The sequence below is a fragment of the Olsenella uli genome (genome assembly GCF_016899935.1).
In the GTDB taxonomy this organism is placed as follows: Bacteria; Actinomycetota; Coriobacteriia; order Coriobacteriales; family Atopobiaceae; genus Thermophilibacter; species Thermophilibacter uli_B.
Genome location: NZ_JACJJK010000010.1, coordinates 23,279 through 39,340, shown reverse-complemented (window position 1 = coordinate 39,340; position 16,062 = coordinate 23,279). Strand labels below are relative to the sequence as shown.

The 16,062-nt window shown below is 72.6% G+C and carries 15 protein-coding genes; 13 read left to right on the top strand and 2 right to left on the bottom strand.

Going from position 1 to position 16,062, the window contains the following annotated elements:
- The first annotated feature begins 4 nt into the window (after positions 1–4).
- From nusB to recN, 5 genes are all read left to right on the top strand, one after another.
- On the top strand, positions 5–532 hold the full coding sequence (nusB, locus tag H6A07_RS08955; RefSeq protein WP_204814575.1) for a transcription antitermination factor NusB: 528 nt from the start codon (positions 5–7) through the stop codon (positions 530–532).
- Positions 532–819: an exodeoxyribonuclease VII small subunit gene (locus H6A07_RS08950; RefSeq protein ID WP_239471195.1), complete on the top strand. Its 288-nt coding sequence runs from the start codon at positions 532–534 to the stop codon at positions 817–819. Before nusB ends, H6A07_RS08950 begins: the two co-directional genes overlap by 1 nt.
- 4 nt (positions 820–823) lie before the next feature.
- Positions 824–1,561, top strand: coding sequence for a TlyA family rRNA (cytidine-2'-O)-methyltransferase (locus H6A07_RS08945; protein ID WP_204814574.1), 738 nt, complete (start codon positions 824–826; stop codon positions 1,559–1,561).
- 105 nt (positions 1,562–1,666) lie between these two features.
- On the top strand, positions 1,667–2,521 hold the full coding sequence (locus H6A07_RS08940) for an NAD(+)/NADH kinase (RefSeq protein ID WP_204814573.1): 855 nt from the start codon (positions 1,667–1,669) through the stop codon (positions 2,519–2,521).
- Between the two features lie 34 nt (positions 2,522–2,555).
- Positions 2,556–4,199, top strand: a complete 1,644-nt coding sequence (gene recN, locus H6A07_RS08935; protein WP_204814572.1) for a DNA repair protein RecN — start codon at positions 2,556–2,558, stop codon at positions 4,197–4,199.
- On the opposite strand, the gene H6A07_RS08930 is transcribed toward recN, so the two are convergent.
- Complete coding sequence (locus tag H6A07_RS08930; protein WP_204814571.1) at positions 4,196–4,498, bottom strand: helix-turn-helix domain-containing protein; 303 nt, start codon at positions 4,496–4,498, stop codon at positions 4,196–4,198. The two genes, recN and H6A07_RS08930, sit on opposite strands and share 4 nt — an antisense overlap.
- Before the next feature lie 431 nt (positions 4,499–4,929).
- On the opposite strand from H6A07_RS08930, the gene H6A07_RS08925 reads away from it, so the two are divergent.
- From H6A07_RS08925 to H6A07_RS08910, 4 genes are all read left to right on the top strand, one after another.
- Entirely contained in the window at positions 4,930–5,841 is a 912-nt protein-coding gene (locus H6A07_RS08925; RefSeq protein WP_204814570.1) for a TIGR02452 family protein, read from the top strand.
- A 153-nt stretch (positions 5,842–5,994) separates the two neighbouring features.
- On the top strand, positions 5,995–7,644 hold the full coding sequence (locus H6A07_RS08920; RefSeq protein WP_204814569.1) for a CTP synthase: 1,650 nt from the start codon (positions 5,995–5,997) through the stop codon (positions 7,642–7,644).
- 8 nt (positions 7,645–7,652) lie between these two features.
- Positions 7,653–8,549, top strand: a complete 897-nt coding sequence (locus H6A07_RS08915; RefSeq protein ID WP_204814568.1) for a tyrosine recombinase — start codon at positions 7,653–7,655, stop codon at positions 8,547–8,549.
- A 66-nt stretch (positions 8,550–8,615) separates the two neighbouring features.
- Positions 8,616–11,003: a tetratricopeptide repeat protein gene (locus H6A07_RS08910; RefSeq protein ID WP_204814567.1), complete on the top strand. Its 2,388-nt coding sequence runs from the start codon at positions 8,616–8,618 to the stop codon at positions 11,001–11,003.
- On the opposite strand, the gene H6A07_RS08905 is transcribed toward H6A07_RS08910, so the two are convergent.
- Complete coding sequence (locus H6A07_RS08905) at positions 11,000–11,626, bottom strand: hypothetical protein (protein WP_204814566.1); 627 nt, start codon at positions 11,624–11,626, stop codon at positions 11,000–11,002. The two genes, H6A07_RS08910 and H6A07_RS08905, sit on opposite strands and share 4 nt — an antisense overlap.
- 462 nt (positions 11,627–12,088) lie before the next feature.
- Here H6A07_RS08905 and H6A07_RS08900 point away from each other — a divergent pair, with 462 nt between their 5' ends.
- The 4 genes from H6A07_RS08900 (at position 12,089) to H6A07_RS08885 (ending at position 16,051) form a co-directional block, all read left to right on the top strand.
- Positions 12,089–12,547 carry a division/cell wall cluster transcriptional repressor MraZ gene (locus H6A07_RS08900; protein ID WP_204814565.1) on the top strand — a complete coding sequence of 153 codons (459 nt, stop codon included), beginning with the start codon at positions 12,089–12,091 and terminating at the stop codon, positions 12,545–12,547.
- A 12-nt stretch (positions 12,548–12,559) separates the two neighbouring features.
- Positions 12,560–13,519, top strand: coding sequence for a 16S rRNA (cytosine(1402)-N(4))-methyltransferase RsmH (gene rsmH, locus H6A07_RS08895; RefSeq protein ID WP_204814619.1), 960 nt, complete (start codon positions 12,560–12,562; stop codon positions 13,517–13,519).
- 253 nt (positions 13,520–13,772) lie between these two features.
- Positions 13,773–14,255 carry a cell division protein FtsL gene (locus tag H6A07_RS08890; protein ID WP_204814564.1) on the top strand — a complete coding sequence of 161 codons (483 nt, stop codon included), beginning with the start codon at positions 13,773–13,775 and terminating at the stop codon, positions 14,253–14,255.
- Between the two features lie 11 nt (positions 14,256–14,266).
- Positions 14,267–16,051: a penicillin-binding transpeptidase domain-containing protein gene (locus tag H6A07_RS08885; RefSeq protein WP_204814563.1), complete on the top strand. Its 1,785-nt coding sequence runs from the start codon at positions 14,267–14,269 to the stop codon at positions 16,049–16,051.
- The last annotated feature ends 11 nt before the right edge of the window (positions 16,052–16,062 follow it).

The window sequence follows — 16,062 nt, the reverse complement described above, 5'->3', positions numbered from 1 at the left end:
CACCTTGAGCACTCACTTCGGCGGGCGCACCCTCGCCCGCAGCCAGGCCCTCCAGCTGCTGTTCCAGGCGGAGGCCAACTCCCGTGCCGTGATCGACGTCCTCGACGGCGAGTACGCCCTCTCGCAGGGCCCGCTCGAGGACTACGCCCGCCGCCTCGCGCTCGGCGCCGACGAGCGTCGGCCGGACCTCGACGCCGTGATTGCGGCGCGCTCCACCGGCTGGTCGCTCTCGCGCATGAACGCCGTGGACCGCAACCTCCTGCGCCTCGCGCTCTACGAGATGCTCTACGTGGACGAGGTCGACCTCGCCGTGACGATTGACGAGTGCGTCGAGCTCGCCAAGGCCTACGGCACCGACGAGTCCTCGCGCTTCGTGAACGGCATCCTCGGCCGCGTGACGGACGACCTCGAGGCCGGCGTCGACGTGGTCGCGGCGGCACGCGAGCGCGCTGCGGAGAAGGCCGCCGACGCCGCCGAGGCCGCGGCGCAGGCCGAGGCCGACCCCGATCCCGCTGCGGGGGAGGACGCCTGATGGCGCGCGTCGACGTCTCCCGTTACCAGACCTTCGGCCAGATCAACGAGCGCCTGGACGAGCTCGTCGGCCAGGTCCGCGACAAGGACGTCTCCCTCGAGCGCTCGCTCGACCTCTTCGACGAGGCGATCGCGCTCGGCTCCAAGGCCGTGAGCCTCGTGGACGCCACGGACTTCTCGCCCGAGGAGGAGTCCCGCCTCGCCGACGCGGACGCGCAGCCCGCAGGCGAGAAGGACGGCGCCGCCGCGGACGCCGCCGGCGACGCGGGCGCCCCCGACGGGCAGTAGGGCCGTGCCGCGCCGCCGCCGGCTCGACGCGGAGCTCGTCGAGCAGGGGTTCTTCTCGTCCGTTGACGAGGCCCTGCGCGCCGTCATGGCCGGTGACGTCTCCACGACCGACCGTCGCCTCACCGCCCCCGGGGAGCAGGTGCGCCCCGGCATCCCCCTGCGCGTGCGTGGCCGCGCGGCCTACGTGAGCCGCGGCGGCCTCAAGCTGGAGCGCGGCCTGGACGCCTTTGGCGTGGACCCGGCCGGGCTCGCCTGCCTGGACGTGGGCTGCTCCACCGGCGGCTTCACCGACTGCCTGCTCAAGCGCGGCGCCGCCTCCGTGGTGGCCGTGGACGTGGGCTACGCGCAGTTCTCCTGGGAGCTGCGCGGCGACCCGCGCGTCCGCCTGCTCGAGCGCACCAACGTCGTGGACGTGCCGGCGCTTCTGGGCCCGGGCGTCGTCGACCTCGCGGTGTGCGACGTCTCGTTCACGTCGGTGACCGCGGTGCTGCCGGCGGTGCTCGCGCTGCTGCGGCCGGGCGGGACCTTCCTCACGCTGGTGAAGCCGCAGTTCGAGGCCCCGCGCGAGGACGTGGGCGCGGGCGGCGTGGTGCGCGACGCGTCCGTGCGCGTGGCGGCGCTGGAGCGCGTGCGGACCGCCTTCGAGGAGGCCGGCCTTGCGGTGCGCGGCAGCTGCGAGAGCCCGATCACCGGCCACAAGGGCAATGTCGAGTACCTGCTCTGCGGCGACCTGCCCGCCTAGCGCCCGTCCTTCTCGCCCCGTCCCCCCGCGCCCCTCCGGCGCGTCCCGTCCGGGTGCGGCGGGGTATACTGACCCAAGTGAGCAGCGAGAGAAAGGCCTGCGACCGTGAAGGTGCTGATCGTCCCCAACTACGTGCGCGAGGACGCCGTCGAGAGCGCCCGTCGACTCGAGCGGTGGCTCGACGACGAGGGCGTCGACGTCGCGTGGGCCCACGACAAGCGCCTTATGCCCGACGTCGTCGCTTCGGCGGACGACTGCGACCTCGTGGTCTCGCTCGGCGGCGACGGGACGCTGCTGCGCGCGGCGCGCATCGTGGGGTACTCGGGCACGCCCGTGCTCGGCATCTCCTACGGCCACCTGGGCTTTCTCACCGCCGCCGGCCCCGACGACCTGCTCGAGACCGTGCGCGACGCGCTGGCCGGCGAGCTGCACGTCTCCCGGCGCGCCACGCTCGACATCGAGTGCGAGTTCGCTGCCGAGGACGGTACGAGCCACGTCACGCACAGCTTTGCTCTCAACGACTTCGCGCTCTCGCGCGGCGGCGCCGGCGACATGGTGGAGTTCGACGTCTCGGTCTCCGGCAAGCACATCGACCGCCTGCGTGGCGACGGCTTCGTGGTCTCCACGGCCACCGGCTCCACCGGCTACGCGCTCGCCGCGGGCGGCCCCATCGTGACGCCCGAGTTCACGGGCATGGTCTGCGTGCCCATCGCGCCGCACACGATCATGGCGCGCGCCTTCCTCACCTCGCCGGCGGACGTCGTGGAGATCGAGATGAGCCCCGAGCGCCCGGCCATGCGCCACTTCTTCGCCGACGGCCAGCCGGTGCGCCACGAGGGCGGCACGGGCGTGCGCGCCGTCGTGCGGCGCGGCCCCGGCGATCTCGTGCTTCTGGACCGCAGCTCGCAGAGCTTCTACGACTCCGTGTCCCGCGTCTTCTACGGGCAGGTGGGCAAGTGATCGCGTCGGGCGAGAAGAACGGGCGGGGTGCGCGATGATCGACGAGCTGCACGTGCGCGACGTCGCGCTCATCCGCGACGCCACGATCGAGCCCGCGCCCGGGCTCACGGTGCTGACGGGCGAGACGGGCGCCGGCAAGACGGCCCTGCTCTCCTCGATCAAGCTCCTGGTGGGGGAGCGCGCCGACGCCGGGATGGTCCGCGAGGGCGCGCCGTCGCTCGAGGTCGAAGGGCGCCTCTTCCTGCCCGGCGACGACGAGGACGGCACCGTGGTGCGCCGCCGCGTGGGCGCCGACGGCCGCGGCCGCGTGGAGCTGGACGGCCACATGGCGAGCGTCCGCGAGCTCGCGGCGCGCGTGGGCGCGACCGTGGACCTCTGCGGGCAGCACGAGCACCAGCGCCTGCTCTCCACGGCGGTCCACGTCGACCTGCTCGACGCGTGGGCCGGCGCGCCGGCGGCCGACGCGCTCGAGGCGTACCGCGTCGCGCTCGCGGCGGCCGAGGAGGCGGCGGCCGAGCTCGAGCGCGTGCGGGAGATGGGCCGCGCGACCGGCGAGCGGCTCGACGAGGCGGCCTTCGTGCTGCGGCGCATCGACGAGGTGGACCCGCGCGAGGGGGAGCTCGAGGAGCTCGAGGCCCAGCTGCCGCGCGTCGAGCACGGCGAGGCGCTCATGTCTGCGGCCGCCGGCGCGCGCGAGCGGCTCTCCGGCGACGACGGCGCCTGCGACGCGCTCGGCGACGCCGTGCGGGCGCTCGAGGAGGCCGCGCGCTACGACGAGCGGCTCTCCGGGTGGGCCTCCGCGCTCGAGAGCGCGCTGATCGACATAGAGGACGTCTCCTCCGAGCTGCGCGACTACGCGGACGAGGTGGACTTCGACCCCGAGGAGCTCGACCGGCTCCAGACGCGCCTGGCCGCGCTCGAGGGGCTGCGCCGCGCCTACGGGCCGGCCATGTCCGACGTGCTCCGCCGCCGCGACGAGGCGCGCGAGGTCGTCGCGGCCGCGAGCGACGGCGGCGAGCTCGAGCGGCGTGCGGCGCAGGAGCTCGAGCGGCGCGAGGCCGCGCTGGCGGGGGCCGCCGACGCCCTCGACGCCGCGCGCTCCGAGGCCGCCCCGCGCCTCTCCGCCGCCGTCTCCGAGCAGATGGCGTTTCTCGAGATGGGCACCGCCGGCCTCGAGGTCGAGCTCGAGCGGCTCCCGCGCGCGGAGTGGACGCGGCGCGGCCCCTCGCGCGTGGAGTTCCTCTACCGGCCGGGGGCCGGCCTCACGGCGCGCCCGCTGCGCAAGATCGCCTCGGGCGGCGAGGTCAGCCGCGTGATGCTGGCGCTCAAGGTGGTGCTCGGCGAGGCGGACGCCTGCGAGACGCTGGTCTTCGACGAGGTGGACGCCGGCGTGGGCGGCGCGACGGCGGTCGCGCTCGCGAGCGTGCTCGCACGGCTCGCGGCCACGCACCAGGTGATCGTGGTCACGCACCTCGCCCAGGTGGCGGTCGCGGCGGAGCGACACTATCTCGTCGAGAAGCGCGCGGGCGACGCCGGCGTGCCCGAGACCACGCTCACCCAGATCTCCGGGGAGCGCCGGGTCGCCGAGGTCGCGCGCATGCTCTCCGGCGACACGGGCGAGGCGAGCCGCGACCTCGCGCGCGAGATGCTCGCCGCCCGTGCCGAGACGGCCCGCTAGCCCTGCGGGCCCGGGCGCCCCGGGGTCCGCCGGCCCGACCCGTCCAGGTCGAGGAGCTCGCTGACGTCCAGGTCAAAGACCCAGGCGAGTGAGAGCAGCGTGTGATAGGTGGGGTTCATCGGCGTGCCGGGCTTGGACTCGCCCTTCTCGAACTTCTGATAGGTGTAGAGGGCGAGGCCGGCCCGATGGGCGACGGTCTCCTGGCTCAGGCCCCGCTCGCGGCGCAGGTCGCGAAGGCGGTAGCCGAGGCGCGTCGCATGGTCCCTGAAGTCGGGGACGTTGTCCGATCTGAGTTCCATAGGACGAATATCGGACCAAGCGGTGGGCTGGGCCACCATACGTGTGTTGCAATCCCAAAGCCGCGGGCGGCGGTGGGCTTCCGAGAAACGGTGCCCTTGTCCCGGTGGGTTCCCGGAATCGCGGCCCTTGGCCTGGCGGGTTCCGGGAATTGGCGCCCTTGTCACGTGTGCGTCCGGAAATCGCCGTTCTTGTCGCACCCCCGGTCACAAAACCCCAGGATGCGCGCGCCCGATCTGCGCACTGGCCCGGAAAAACGGATCGATTTGCGACAAGGGCGGCAATTCTCGGAATCGCTTGGGACAAGGGCGCCAATTCCCGGACGGCGCTGGGACAACCCCGGTGATTCTCGGATCGCCGCGCGTCGAGGTTCTTCTCGCCCGCGTTCTGCCGCTGTGCGAGAATGGCACCAACCACGAGGAAGGGGGCACGCATGGCTGAGAAGAACGCGCGACGCGAGGGGCGCGGGCCCGGTCGGGCGGAGCAGGCGCGGCGTCACGTCGAGGAGATGGCGCGCCGCTTCCCGGGCGAGATCGCCTCCTGCGTCAGGGACGTGCGCACCTACGACGGCGCCCCGGCCGTCCCGGTGGCGGAGCCGTGCGTGCCGACCGTCACCGTCGTGGACGAGGACACGGTCTCCGCAGTGCTCGCGCGCGGGCGCGGGCTTGCCTCGGCGTGCGACCTGGCCGTGCTCGACTTCGCCTCGTTCCTGTACCCCGGCGGCGGCTACGAGCGCGGCTCGTGGGGTCAGGAGCAGGCGCTCTGCTCGGCGAGCTTCCTCTACAACGTCCTGCGCGAGAAGGGCCCCTGGTACGCCGAGAACCGCCGGCGCTACGTCAACTGCCACCTCTACCGCAACCGCGCGCTCGTGGTGCCGCGCGTGCGCTTCGAGCGGGACGGCTACCACTCCTATGCCGACGTGATCGTGGCCGCCGCCCCCGACGCGCGCCGCGCCCGCGCGGACTACCACGTGGGGGAGGACGCGCTGCTCGCCGCCCTGCGCGACCGCGTGCGGCTGTTCATGGCGCTCGCCGACGAGCTCGGCCACGAGAAGCTCGTGCTCGGGGCCTTTGGCTGCGGCGTCTTTGGTTGGGACGCGGCCGTGGTCGCCGAGACGTTCCGCGCGGAGCTCGCGGGCGGCACCCACGCCGCGCGCGAGGTGACCTTCGCCGTGCCGCGCGGGCGCGCGGACGAGCATCTCGAGGTCTTCGAGCACGCGCTCGCCACGTTCCCGGAGGCAAACGCCGCGCCGTACGTGAGCCGTGCCGAGCGGGCCGCCGCCGAGGCCGCCGCGAGCGCCTCCGCCGCCGACGACGAGGACGACGACTGGCGCCGGTACCTGTAGCGTCCCGCCCGGCGTCCGCCGGTCCCGCGTGTCCGGCGCGTGTCGCAATGTTTCGCGCGTGCGACGGAATCGGCGAACGGACCCGCCGCCGGCCCCGGCGCGCGCTACCATGGAGACCCGTGGAAACGAAACCGGATTCTGCGGGAGGTCCCCATGGCAAAGCACATCTTCGTGACCGGCGGCGTCGTCTCATCGCTCGGCAAGGGCATCACCGCCGCCTCGCTGGGCAGGCTGCTCAAGGCGCGCGGCTACAAGGTCGTGATGCAGAAGGCGGACCCCTACCTCAACGTGGACCCGGGCACGATGAGCCCGTTCCAGCACGGCGAGGTCTTCGTCACCGAGGACGGCTACGAGTCCGACCTCGACCTCGGCCACTACGAGCGCTTCATCGACGAGAACCTCACGCGCGAGTCCAACTTCACGACCGGCGCCATCTACCAGAGCCTCATCTCCCGCGAGCGCGCCGGCGACTTCCTCGGCGGCACCGTGCAGGTCATCCCGCACGTCACGGACGCCATCAAGGGACGCTTCCGCCGCATCGAGGAGCAGACCGGCGCCGACGTGGTGATCACCGAGCTCGGCGGCACGATCGGCGACATCGAGGGCCAGGCCTTCGTCGAGGCCATCCGCCAGTTCCGCCGCGAGCAGCCCGCCGAGGACACCTGCCTCATTCACGTGAGCCTCGTGCCCTACATCGCCGCCGCGCACGAGGTCAAGACCAAGCCCACGCAGCACTCCGTGCGTGAGCTGCGCTCAATGGGCGTCCAGCCCGACTTCATCGTCTGCCGCTCCGACCACGAGGTGGACGCGGGCATCCGCGCCAAGATCGCGAGCTTCTGCGACGTGCCCGCCGACCACGTCTTTGAGAACTCCGACTGCCCCTCGATCTACGACGTGCCGGCGCACCTCGCCGACCAGGGCTTCGACCTCAAGGTCTGCGAGCGGCTGGGCCTCGAGGCGCGCGAGAGCCACATGGAGGGCTGGTACGCCTTCACGAACGCCATGCACGCGGCCAACGCGCGCGAGGACGCGACGCGCATCCGCGTGGTGGGCAAGTACACGCAGCTGCCCGACGCCTACCTCTCGATCATCGAGGCGCTGCACCACTCCGGCGTGCTCTTCGGCCGGCACGTGGACATCCAGCTGGTGGACGGCGAGGCGCTGAGCGAGAAGAACGTCGAGGAGGTGCTCGGCGACGCGGACGGCATCCTCGTGCCCGGCGGCTTCGGCCTGCGCGGCATCGAGGGCAAGATCTGCGCCGCGCACCGGGCGCGCACCGAGCGCGTGCCCTACCTGGGCGTCTGCCTGGGCCTGCAGGTCGCGGTCTGCGAGTTCGCGCGCGACGTGTGCGGGCTTGTCGGCGCGAGCTCGGCCGAGTTCGACCCCGAGACGCCGCACCCAGTGATCGACATCATGCCCGACCAGGCTGAGATCACCGACAAGGGCGGCACGATGCGCCTCGGCGCCTACCCGTGCAAGGTCGTGCCCGGCACGCTCGCCGAGGAGGCCTACGGCGAGCCGCTCGTCTACGAGCGCCACCGTCACCGCTACGAGGTCAACAACGCCTACCGCGACCGCCTGACCGAGGCCGGGCTCAAGATCTCCGGCCTCTCGCCCGACGAGCGCCTGGTTGAGATGGTCGAGCTGCCGGAGGAGACGCACCCGTGGTTCGTGGCGAGCCAGGCCCATCCCGAGTTCAAGAGCCGCCCGGACCGCCCGGCGCCGCTCTTCCGCGAGTTCGTGCGCGCCGCGATCGCGCACCACGAGGGCTGCGACCGCCACGACGTGGTCGCCTCGGAGTAGGGAGCGCCGTGGACCTCGCGCGAGCCCGGGAGGAGTATCTGAGCTACCTCGCCGTCGAGCGGGGCTGCTCGGAGAACACCGTCGCCTCGTACGGGCGCGACCTCGCGCGCTACGTGGCGTGGCTCGCCGAGCGCGGGGTCACGCGGCCCGACGAGGTGACGCTCGAGCTCGTGGAGGCGCACGTCGCCGCGCTCACGGAGGCCGGCCTGGCCGCCTCGTCGGTGGAGCGCGCCGCCTCGGCCGTCAAGGGCTTCCACCGCTTCATGCTGACCGACGAGATCGCGCGCACGCTGCCGACCGCCGACCTGCCCCTGCCGGCCAAGCCCCGCCGCCTGCCCGACGTCATCTCGCGCGAGGACGCGGCGCGCCTGCTCGACCAGCCGTTCCCGCGCACGCCCGCGGGCCTGCGCGACCATGCCGTGCTGGAGGTGCTCTACGGCTGCGGCCTGCGCGCGAGCGAGCTCGTGGGGCTCGACGAGCGCGCGGTGCTCCTGGACGAGGGGCTCCTGCGCGTCCTGGGCAAGGGCTCCAAGGAGCGCGTGGTGCCCGTCCTGGGCGCGGCGGCCGACGCGCTCGGCCGCTACCTCGACGAGGGGCGCGGCGCGCTCGCGGGGCGGGTGCCCTGCCCCGCCGTGTTCCTCAACGCCCGGGGCGGACGTCTTTCTCGGCAGTCCGTCCATGCGATCGTCGAGAAGTACGGCCGCGTCGTGGGGATCTCCGGCCTGCACCCGCACACGCTGCGCCACAGTTTCGCCACGCACCTCCTGGAGGGCGGGGCGGACCTGCGCGTGGTCCAGGAGCTGCTCGGGCACGCCAACGTGGCCACGACCCAGCTCTACACGCACCTCGACCGCACCCACATCCGCCGCGTGTACCTCTCCGCCCACCCGCGCGCCCGCAGCTGACGTGGAAAAGGGACTGTCCCTTTTCCACGTATACTGGGGGCGGATTCTTCGACGTGAGGGGTGCCCATGAGTCGGTCCGGAGATCGTCCGATTCCCGCGTGGTTCGGCGCGGGCATGGTCGTGGCGGGGGCGCTCGTCCTCGTCTACGCCTTCTCTCAGTACGCCTCCATCGGCAACGACCCGTCCTACACCGGGACCGGCTGGCGCGACGCCTCCGAGATGCGCGACGTCGCCCGGGGGATGCTCCTGGGGGTCACGCTCGTCGTGCTGGGGATTCTGGTCGTGGCGCTGCGGCTGCGCGACCGCCTGCGGGCGGCCCCGGCGCCCCGGGAGGCCGAGAAGGACGCGGCGCCCGCGCCCACACCTGCGCCGAGGCCCGCGCCCGCGCGTGCGGACGGCGGCATCGCGCCGCTCGACCAGGTGCTCCCGCGCTCGGACGACGCGCTCGCGACGCTGCGCTACTTCGTCGCGGACGCCCCCGACCAGCTGCCCGCCGACCAGCGCGAGCTCGTGCGGCGCACGGGGATTGCGGACTGGACGGGCGAGCCGCGCTGCCGCGCCCGCAGGCTCGCGCGCAGCGGCCGCTGGTGGCTCGTGCCCGAGGACGCGTGGCCGTCCCGGGAGGACGTGGACCGCGTCTGGGCCGTCGAGGCGGCCCTCAACCTCGGGCAGGACGCGGCCAAGATGGCCCGGTCGCCCGCCACGCTGGACGAGCGGCTGCGCGTCCTTCTCGCCGGCGTCTCCCGCCTGGAGCCCGTGCGCCATCCGGGCAGCCGCTTTCTCGCCTCCGTCACCGAGGGCGCCGCCCCCGGGGGAGAGTGGGCCGTGCGCGCGGCCTTCGCCGACGCCCTGGAGAACCTGCCGGTGCCCTTCCGCATGGTCGCGGACTTCCGGCTCAACGTCTCCGAGGGGCTGCTCGGGGTGCGGGTGGCCGTGCCCCGGCCGGCGGCCTTCTCCTTCGCGCCGGGGGCGGAGCGCGTCGCGCTCGCCCGGGCCTACGCGTATGACCTGGCGCTGCTCGTCGCCCGTACGGCGCTCGCCGCCTCGCCGGCGATTCGCCGCGTGGTCGTCAGCTGCCACGAGGACGGGAGCGTGGACTGCGTCCTCTCCGCAGAGATCACGCGCTCCTCGCTCGAGCGCATGGTGGCCGCCTCGCGCGAGGGCGGCCTGCCCGAGCCCTCCGCCGAGCTGCGCTATCGCCCCGCTGCGGACGGCTGGCTCGCTCCCGTCGCGCCGCTGCTGTCGTTCGTCGACGCCCAGCTGCGCCCGGCCGAGCGCTATCGCCCGGTGGAGCTCTCCGACGAGCCCTGCCCCGAGGCGGTCGTGCGCGCCTGCGGGGCGCACCGGCGCTCCGAGCTCGGCATCGCGGAGAGCGTGGTGCGCCTTGACGCGTGGGAGCGCGTCGCGGACGACTTCGGCGGGCTCGGCGACACGACGGAGGACGCGGTGGCGGCCCTCTCCGAGCTGCGCGCGTCCGCCACGGACGCCTCGGTCGTCGAGGCCTGCGAGCGCACGACGTGCGCCCTGGTCGCCGGCGAGCTCGACGTAGAGGACACCAACGGCCTCATCGAGTGCTTTGTCGGCGGCTCGGCGCTCGAGCGCGCCGTGCGCCAGGCGGGGCCCCTCGTCCCTGCGACGGACGAGCAGGACCAGGAGGAGCTCTCGAGGGTCGCGAACCTGCTCGAGGACGCCCTCGCGCCCATCGAGGCAGCCGGCGCCTATCGCGACGACGAGCGGACGGCCCATCGCTACTTCCGCTCGATCCCCGAGCGCGTGGCCTACAACCTCGACTGCGCCGACGGCCGCGCCGTGCGGCTCGTCCCGGACGCGTACTTCCTCGCGCACCAGTACGCGGCGGTCCTCGAGCGCCGGCGCGGCCTTCCCGGCGACCTCGACCGCGCGCTCGCCCATGCGGAGCGCGCCGTGGCGCTCGCCCCGTGCACGGTCGAGGCGACGATCACCCGCGCGGACTGCCTGCGCGATCTGGGACGGACCGACGAGGCGGTGCGCGCGGTGAGCGAGGCCGCGACGCGCTGCCCGACCGTCGACGGCCTCTCCCTCTGCCTCTACCGTCTTGCCGCGCTGACCTACGACCTCGGCATGGTGGAGGCCGCCGTCGCCTGCTACCGGCGCTGCGTCGAGCTGGGCCGCGCCCAGGCGGGGCCCGCCCGCCGCGAGCTCGGCCTGCTCGCGGAGCGCGAGCGCGAGGCCCTGGCCGCGAGTCGCCTCGACCCGGCCGCGCTCACGGGGGAGCGCCTCGCCCGCGTGCTGGAGAGGGCGGGCCTGCCCACGGGAGACACGGGGCGGCTCTCCGAGCGCCTCCGTGCGGCGGCCGTCGCCTGCACGGAGGCCGGGCTCTTCTCGGCGGCCCAGCCGCTGCTCCGGGCGTACCTGCAGGCGGCCGACCGGCGCGACGACGCACTCGCCGACGTGCTCGCCTCGCTCGGCGCCTAGGGCCCCGCAGAGACGGCCGCGTCCCAGCTCTCGCGACTGTAGGAGAGCTCGTCGGCCGGCACCGTGCCCCGCACGACCTCCGTGCCCGTCTCGGCGTCCACGAGGCTGACCTCGACCGCCCAGTCCCCCTGCCCGTCGGATTCCGGGTCGAGGAGCTGCAGGAAGCCGCAGGCGGCGACGACCCGGTAGAGGTCGGCGTCGGCGCGCTCGGCAAAGGTGGCGCGCGCCGTGACGCTCACGTCGTCGCGGCCCTCCGTCACCTCGACGCTGGTGACGTCGTCCCGCCCGCGTAGCGCGTCCGTCCCGTCAGCGAGCTCGTCCTCCCACTGGGCGCGCAGCTGCCCGTACCAGTGGTCGGTGAGGTAGAGCTCGAGCGAGCCGTCCTCGAGGACGCTCGTGTCGATTTCCCCGTCTGAGTAGCTCTCGTAGCCCTCCGCCGTCCCCTCGGCCGTGTTCCCGGTGAACGCGAGGTAGGAGGCCGGGACGGTGAGGCGCATCTGCACCGGCTGCGTCCGCGCGCCGCCGTCCGGCTCCGGCGCGGGGTCGGGGCCGCCCGCGGCGCATCCGGGAAGCGCGGCGAGCAGCCCTGCGGACAGGGCGAGAAGGGCACGACGGGTGAGCATGGGCGGCCAATCTCTCGGAGCGCGCCGTGCGGCCGCGCCTTCTGAGCGGTTCCTGGCGCAAGTATAGGGCGCCGCGCCGCCCGCCCTGCAGGGCTTCCGCGAGCGGGGGAGGGCGGGGCGCGCGAGCGTGGGACGGCGCCCCACCGGATCGGATGTCCCCCGCTGGCCCCCTGAGCTGGGAAAAGGCCGAGAAGAACAGAAAAAGCCGTCGTGAGCTGCGGATTCATCGCACCCACACAATCTGTTCCCGGAAAGGCGAACAGACGGGCGCCCCGCTTGTGGCCGCGCGCGTCTGAGGACCCCACATCTTGGGTCGCGGCGCGCCGCCAAAGACCGCTCACGCCCAGATTTCAACCACGGGGTGTGGGAAGGTGTGGTCTCGTGTCAAAAAGTGTGGCGATTCGCGTATAGTGTTCTCACGCTCCGTTCGGGGCAGGGTTCTCGTCTCGGAGGGAGGGTGACATGCTTGCCGGGTCGTATCCGATGTCCGTGGATGCCAAGGCGCGCGTCACCCTGCCGGCCGTCTTCCGCAAGCAGCTCGTGGACGGCGACAAGAAGACGATATACCTCGTCCCGCTCAACGGTTGCGTGAACGGCTTCACCCCCGAGGGGTTCGAGGCGTACGTCGACGGGCTCTTCGAGTACGGCGACCACCACTTCGACCCTCGCAGCCGCGATGACGTTCGCCTGAGGACGGGGCTGTGGGCGCGCGCCGTGGAGGTCGACATCGACTCCGCCGGTCGCGTGGCCCTCGGCAAGCTCGACGTGGCCAAGCCCGGCACGCGCGAGAAGCTCGGCCTCACCGACGCCGTCACGGTGGTGGGCGCCGGGGACCACTTCGAGGTCTGGAACGCCGAGAAGTGGAACGCGACGCAGGAGAGCCTCGAGGACGACCTTGACGCGCTTCTCTTCCACGACTAGGGGGTGAGGGTCCTGACAGCAGAATATCGGCACGTACCCGTGATGCTCGCCGAGGTCCTCGCCGAGCTCGACCCCCAGCCGGGGGAGGTGGTGTGCGACTGCACCCTCGGGGGCGCGGGGCACACCGTGGAGCTGGCGAGGCGCGTGGCGCCGGACGGCCTGTCGATCGGCATCGACCAGGACGACATGGCGCTCGCGGCGGCGACCGAGCGCCTCGAGCGCGAGGTCCCGCAGGCGGCGACGTCCCTCCTCAAGGGCAACTTCGGCGACCTCGACGAGCTTCTCGTCGAGGCGGAGGTGCCCGGGGTCGACTGCTTTCTCTTCGACCTCGGCGTCTCCTCGCCCCAGCTCGACATCCCGGAGCGCGGCTTCTCGTACCACGAGGACGCCCCGCTCGACATGCGCATGAATTCGGGGAACCACACCCTTACCGCAGCCGAGGTCGTGAACACCTACAACGAAGCAGACCTCACCCGAATCCTTCGCGTCTACGGGGACGAGCGCTTTGCCGCCCGCATCGCCCGACGGATCGTCGAGCGGCGCGCCAAGGCGCCGATCGAGACGACGCTCCAGCTCGTGGACGTCATCAAGGCGGCGATCCCCGCGGCGGCGAGAAGAACCGGCGGACATCCCGCCCGCCGGACGTTCCAGGCCCTGCGCATCGAGGTCAACCATGAGCTCGACGTGCTCGACCGGGGGCTGCGCGCGGCCGTCCGCTGGGCCAACCCCGGCGGGAGGATCTGCGTGATCTCCTACCACTCCCTCGAGGACCGGATCGTCAAGCACGTCTTCTCGGAGCTCTCCCAGGGGTGCACCTGCCCGCCGGACCTTCCGGTGTGCGTGTGCGGTCACGTGCCGATCGTGAGCGTCAGGACGAGAAGGCCCCTCGTCGCCTCCGGCGAGGAGGTCGCGGCCAACCCGAGGTCGCGCAGCGCCCTCATGCGGGTGGCGGTCAAGCTCGACGTCGCCTGAAGGGGGACCCAAGGTGTCATGGCCGGCGCGAGCCGTCTATGAGAGAGCGAGAGAAACGAAGCATCAACGCAGCAGCACGAACCATAACCGCACCACCACCGAACACTAAACGAACTGTCAACCATCTCTGAATGAACTCTTAAGGTCGCTCAAGTACACCTTGAGGATTATGCATCAAGTAACCCTCAAGTTCCCAGCGTACCTGCCTAGATGATCAGCATCGGCGCGCGCCGAGTGATACGAGGAAGTTGCTATGAGGTACCAGGGGTCCGAGGCATACAACATGGAGGCGGCGGAGCAGAGGCGCGAGCGCCTCGAGCGCCGGGCCGCCCCCTCCTTCGAGGTCGTCACCGGCGGCGGGCTCGACGCCCGCGCCCGCGCCGGCGTGTCGCCGACCTTCGTGGCCCGTCTGCGCGCGGTGCTCGTGGTCGCGGCGGCCCTCGTGGCCCTCGGCATGGTCCGCGTCGGCATCTCCGCCGCCACGGTCTCGCTCCTGAGCTCCAACGCCGACCTCTCCGCCCAGATCGAGGAGTCGACGAGCCTCAACGACCAGCTGAGGGTCCAGCGCTCGGTCCTCTCGAGCAACGCGCGCATCTCGCGCATCGCCACGCAGAACTACGGCATGGTCCTCACCGGCGACGCGGTGACGATCGAGCTCGGCTCGGACGCGGACGCCCCTGATGGGGATGCTGCGCAGACGCCGGACGCCGCGCCGACCCAGGCGGACGTGTCGTAGACTTCTTTTCCGTGAGCAGCAGGAACAGACAGAGCCGGCACGGCCGGCGCACGCAGCCGGAGGCCTCGTACGACGAGGCCTCTCGTGCGCGGTACCGCGCGAGGGCGGCGCGGCCGGGCGGCTCCGGGTCCGGCGGCTCCGACCACGGCCTCGCGGTGACCCGGGCGACCTTCCTCGGGTTCTCGGCGGTCGCGGCCCTGCGCCTCGCCTACCTCCAGATCGTCAAGCACGGGGACTTCTCCGCCGCCGCCCGGGCGCAGCGCAGCAACAAGATGACCCTCCACGCCCGGCGCGGGACGATCTACGACCGCAACGGCAACGCGCTCGCCATGAGCGTCGAGTGCCAGACGGTCTACGCCAACCCCAAGGCGGTCTCGGACCCCTCCGGCGTTTCCGACCTGCTCGTCGAGGCGCTCGGTGGCGAGAAGCCCGACTACATGGAGCTCCTCACGCAGGACACGACCTTCGTCTACGTGGCCCGCCAGGTCGACCAGGAGGTCGCCGAGCGGCTCTCCGACCGCCTCGCGGAACGGGAGCTCGGCGGCGTCTACTTCGCCTCGGACACCAAGCGCGTCTACCCCTACGGGACGACCGCCGCCCAGGTGATCGGCTACGTGGGCACCGAGGGCACGGGGCTCTCGGGCCTCGAGCTCTACTACGACGACGTCCTCACCGGCACCGACGGCGAGATGCTCATGGAGACGGGCCTGGACGGGACCCCGATCGCCGGCGGCGCCTCGGAGGTGACCGAGGCCGTCGACGGGACCGACCTGGTCGTCTCGATCGACGTGGACCTCCAGGGCGTGTGCGAGGGCGTCATAGACGGGGCCGTGGAGACCTACTCGGCCGAGTCCGGCTCGGTCATGGTCACCGACCCCACGACCGGCGAGGTCCTCGCCGCCTGCTCGACGCCCCTGCCCGACTTCTCCGACCTCGAGGACGCCTCGTCGCTCAACCTCAAGCTCGTCTCGAGCGCCTTCGAGCCGGGCTCGGTCTTCAAGGTGCTCACGACCTCGATCGGCATCGAGGCGGGGCTCTTCACCGAGGACACCGTCTACACCGTGCCCGCCGCGGTGACGGTCGGCAGCGACCAGGTCACCGACGTCGACGGGCGCGACTACACGATGGACATGAGCGTGCGCGAGATGCTCGTGCGCTCCTCCAACACCGCCATGGCGCAGCTCGTCCAGGAGGTCATCGGGTCGGAGCGCTTCGCCGAGGGCGTCGAGCGCTTCGGGATCGGCCAGGCCACGGGGATCGACTTCCCCGGCGAGGTCGCGGGCATCGTCCGCTCGCTGGACGAGTACGACGGCGCCACGGCGGGGTCGATGGCGTTCGGGCAGGGCCTCGCGATCCCGATGGTCCAGATCGTGCGCGCCTTCTCCGCGGTCGCCAACGGCGGCGTCCCAACGACGCCCCACTTCCTCGTGTATCGTGGTGAGGAACAGGTGGAGTGGCCGACGGGGGAGCGCGTCATCTCGGAGGACACGGTGGCCCAGGAGATCGACATGATGCGCGGCGTCATGACGGAGGGGTCGGGCACGACCGGGCAGGTCGAGGGCTACGACTTCGCCGGCAAGACGGGAACGGGCGAGCAGGCCTCGGAGGACGGGGGCTACCGGGAGGGGTCCTACGTCTCGTCCCTGTGCGCCTTCGCGAACGCGGACGACCCGCAGGTGCTCCTCTACGTGGGCCTCAACAACACGCCCTACCTCTCGTCCGATTCCGCAGGCGTCGCCTTCCGCGAGATCGCGCAGCAGGCGATGGGCATCCTGGGCGTCAACCCGGCGTCCTGATCGGAGTGTGA

Coding starts and splice junctions, on each gene's coding strand:
- H6A07_RS08950 (WP_239471195.1), top strand. CDS start 532: ATGGCGCGCGTCGACGTCTCCCGTTACCAGACCTTCGGCCAGATCAAC.
- recN (WP_204814572.1), top strand. CDS start 2,556: ATGATCGACGAGCTGCACGTGCGCGACGTCGCGCTCATCCGCGACGCC.
- H6A07_RS08930 (WP_204814571.1), bottom strand. CDS start 4,498: ATGGAACTCAGATCGGACAACGTCCCCGACTTCAGGGACCATGCGACG.
- H6A07_RS08925 (WP_204814570.1), top strand. CDS start 4,930: ATGGCTGAGAAGAACGCGCGACGCGAGGGGCGCGGGCCCGGTCGGGCG.
- H6A07_RS08920 (WP_204814569.1), top strand. CDS start 5,995: ATGGCAAAGCACATCTTCGTGACCGGCGGCGTCGTCTCATCGCTCGGC.
- H6A07_RS08910 (WP_204814567.1), top strand. CDS start 8,616: ATGAGTCGGTCCGGAGATCGTCCGATTCCCGCGTGGTTCGGCGCGGGC.
- H6A07_RS08905 (WP_204814566.1), bottom strand. CDS start 11,626: ATGCTCACCCGTCGTGCCCTTCTCGCCCTGTCCGCAGGGCTGCTCGCC.
- H6A07_RS08900 (WP_204814565.1), top strand. CDS start 12,089: ATGCTTGCCGGGTCGTATCCGATGTCCGTGGATGCCAAGGCGCGCGTC.
- H6A07_RS08890 (WP_204814564.1), top strand. CDS start 13,773: ATGAGGTACCAGGGGTCCGAGGCATACAACATGGAGGCGGCGGAGCAG.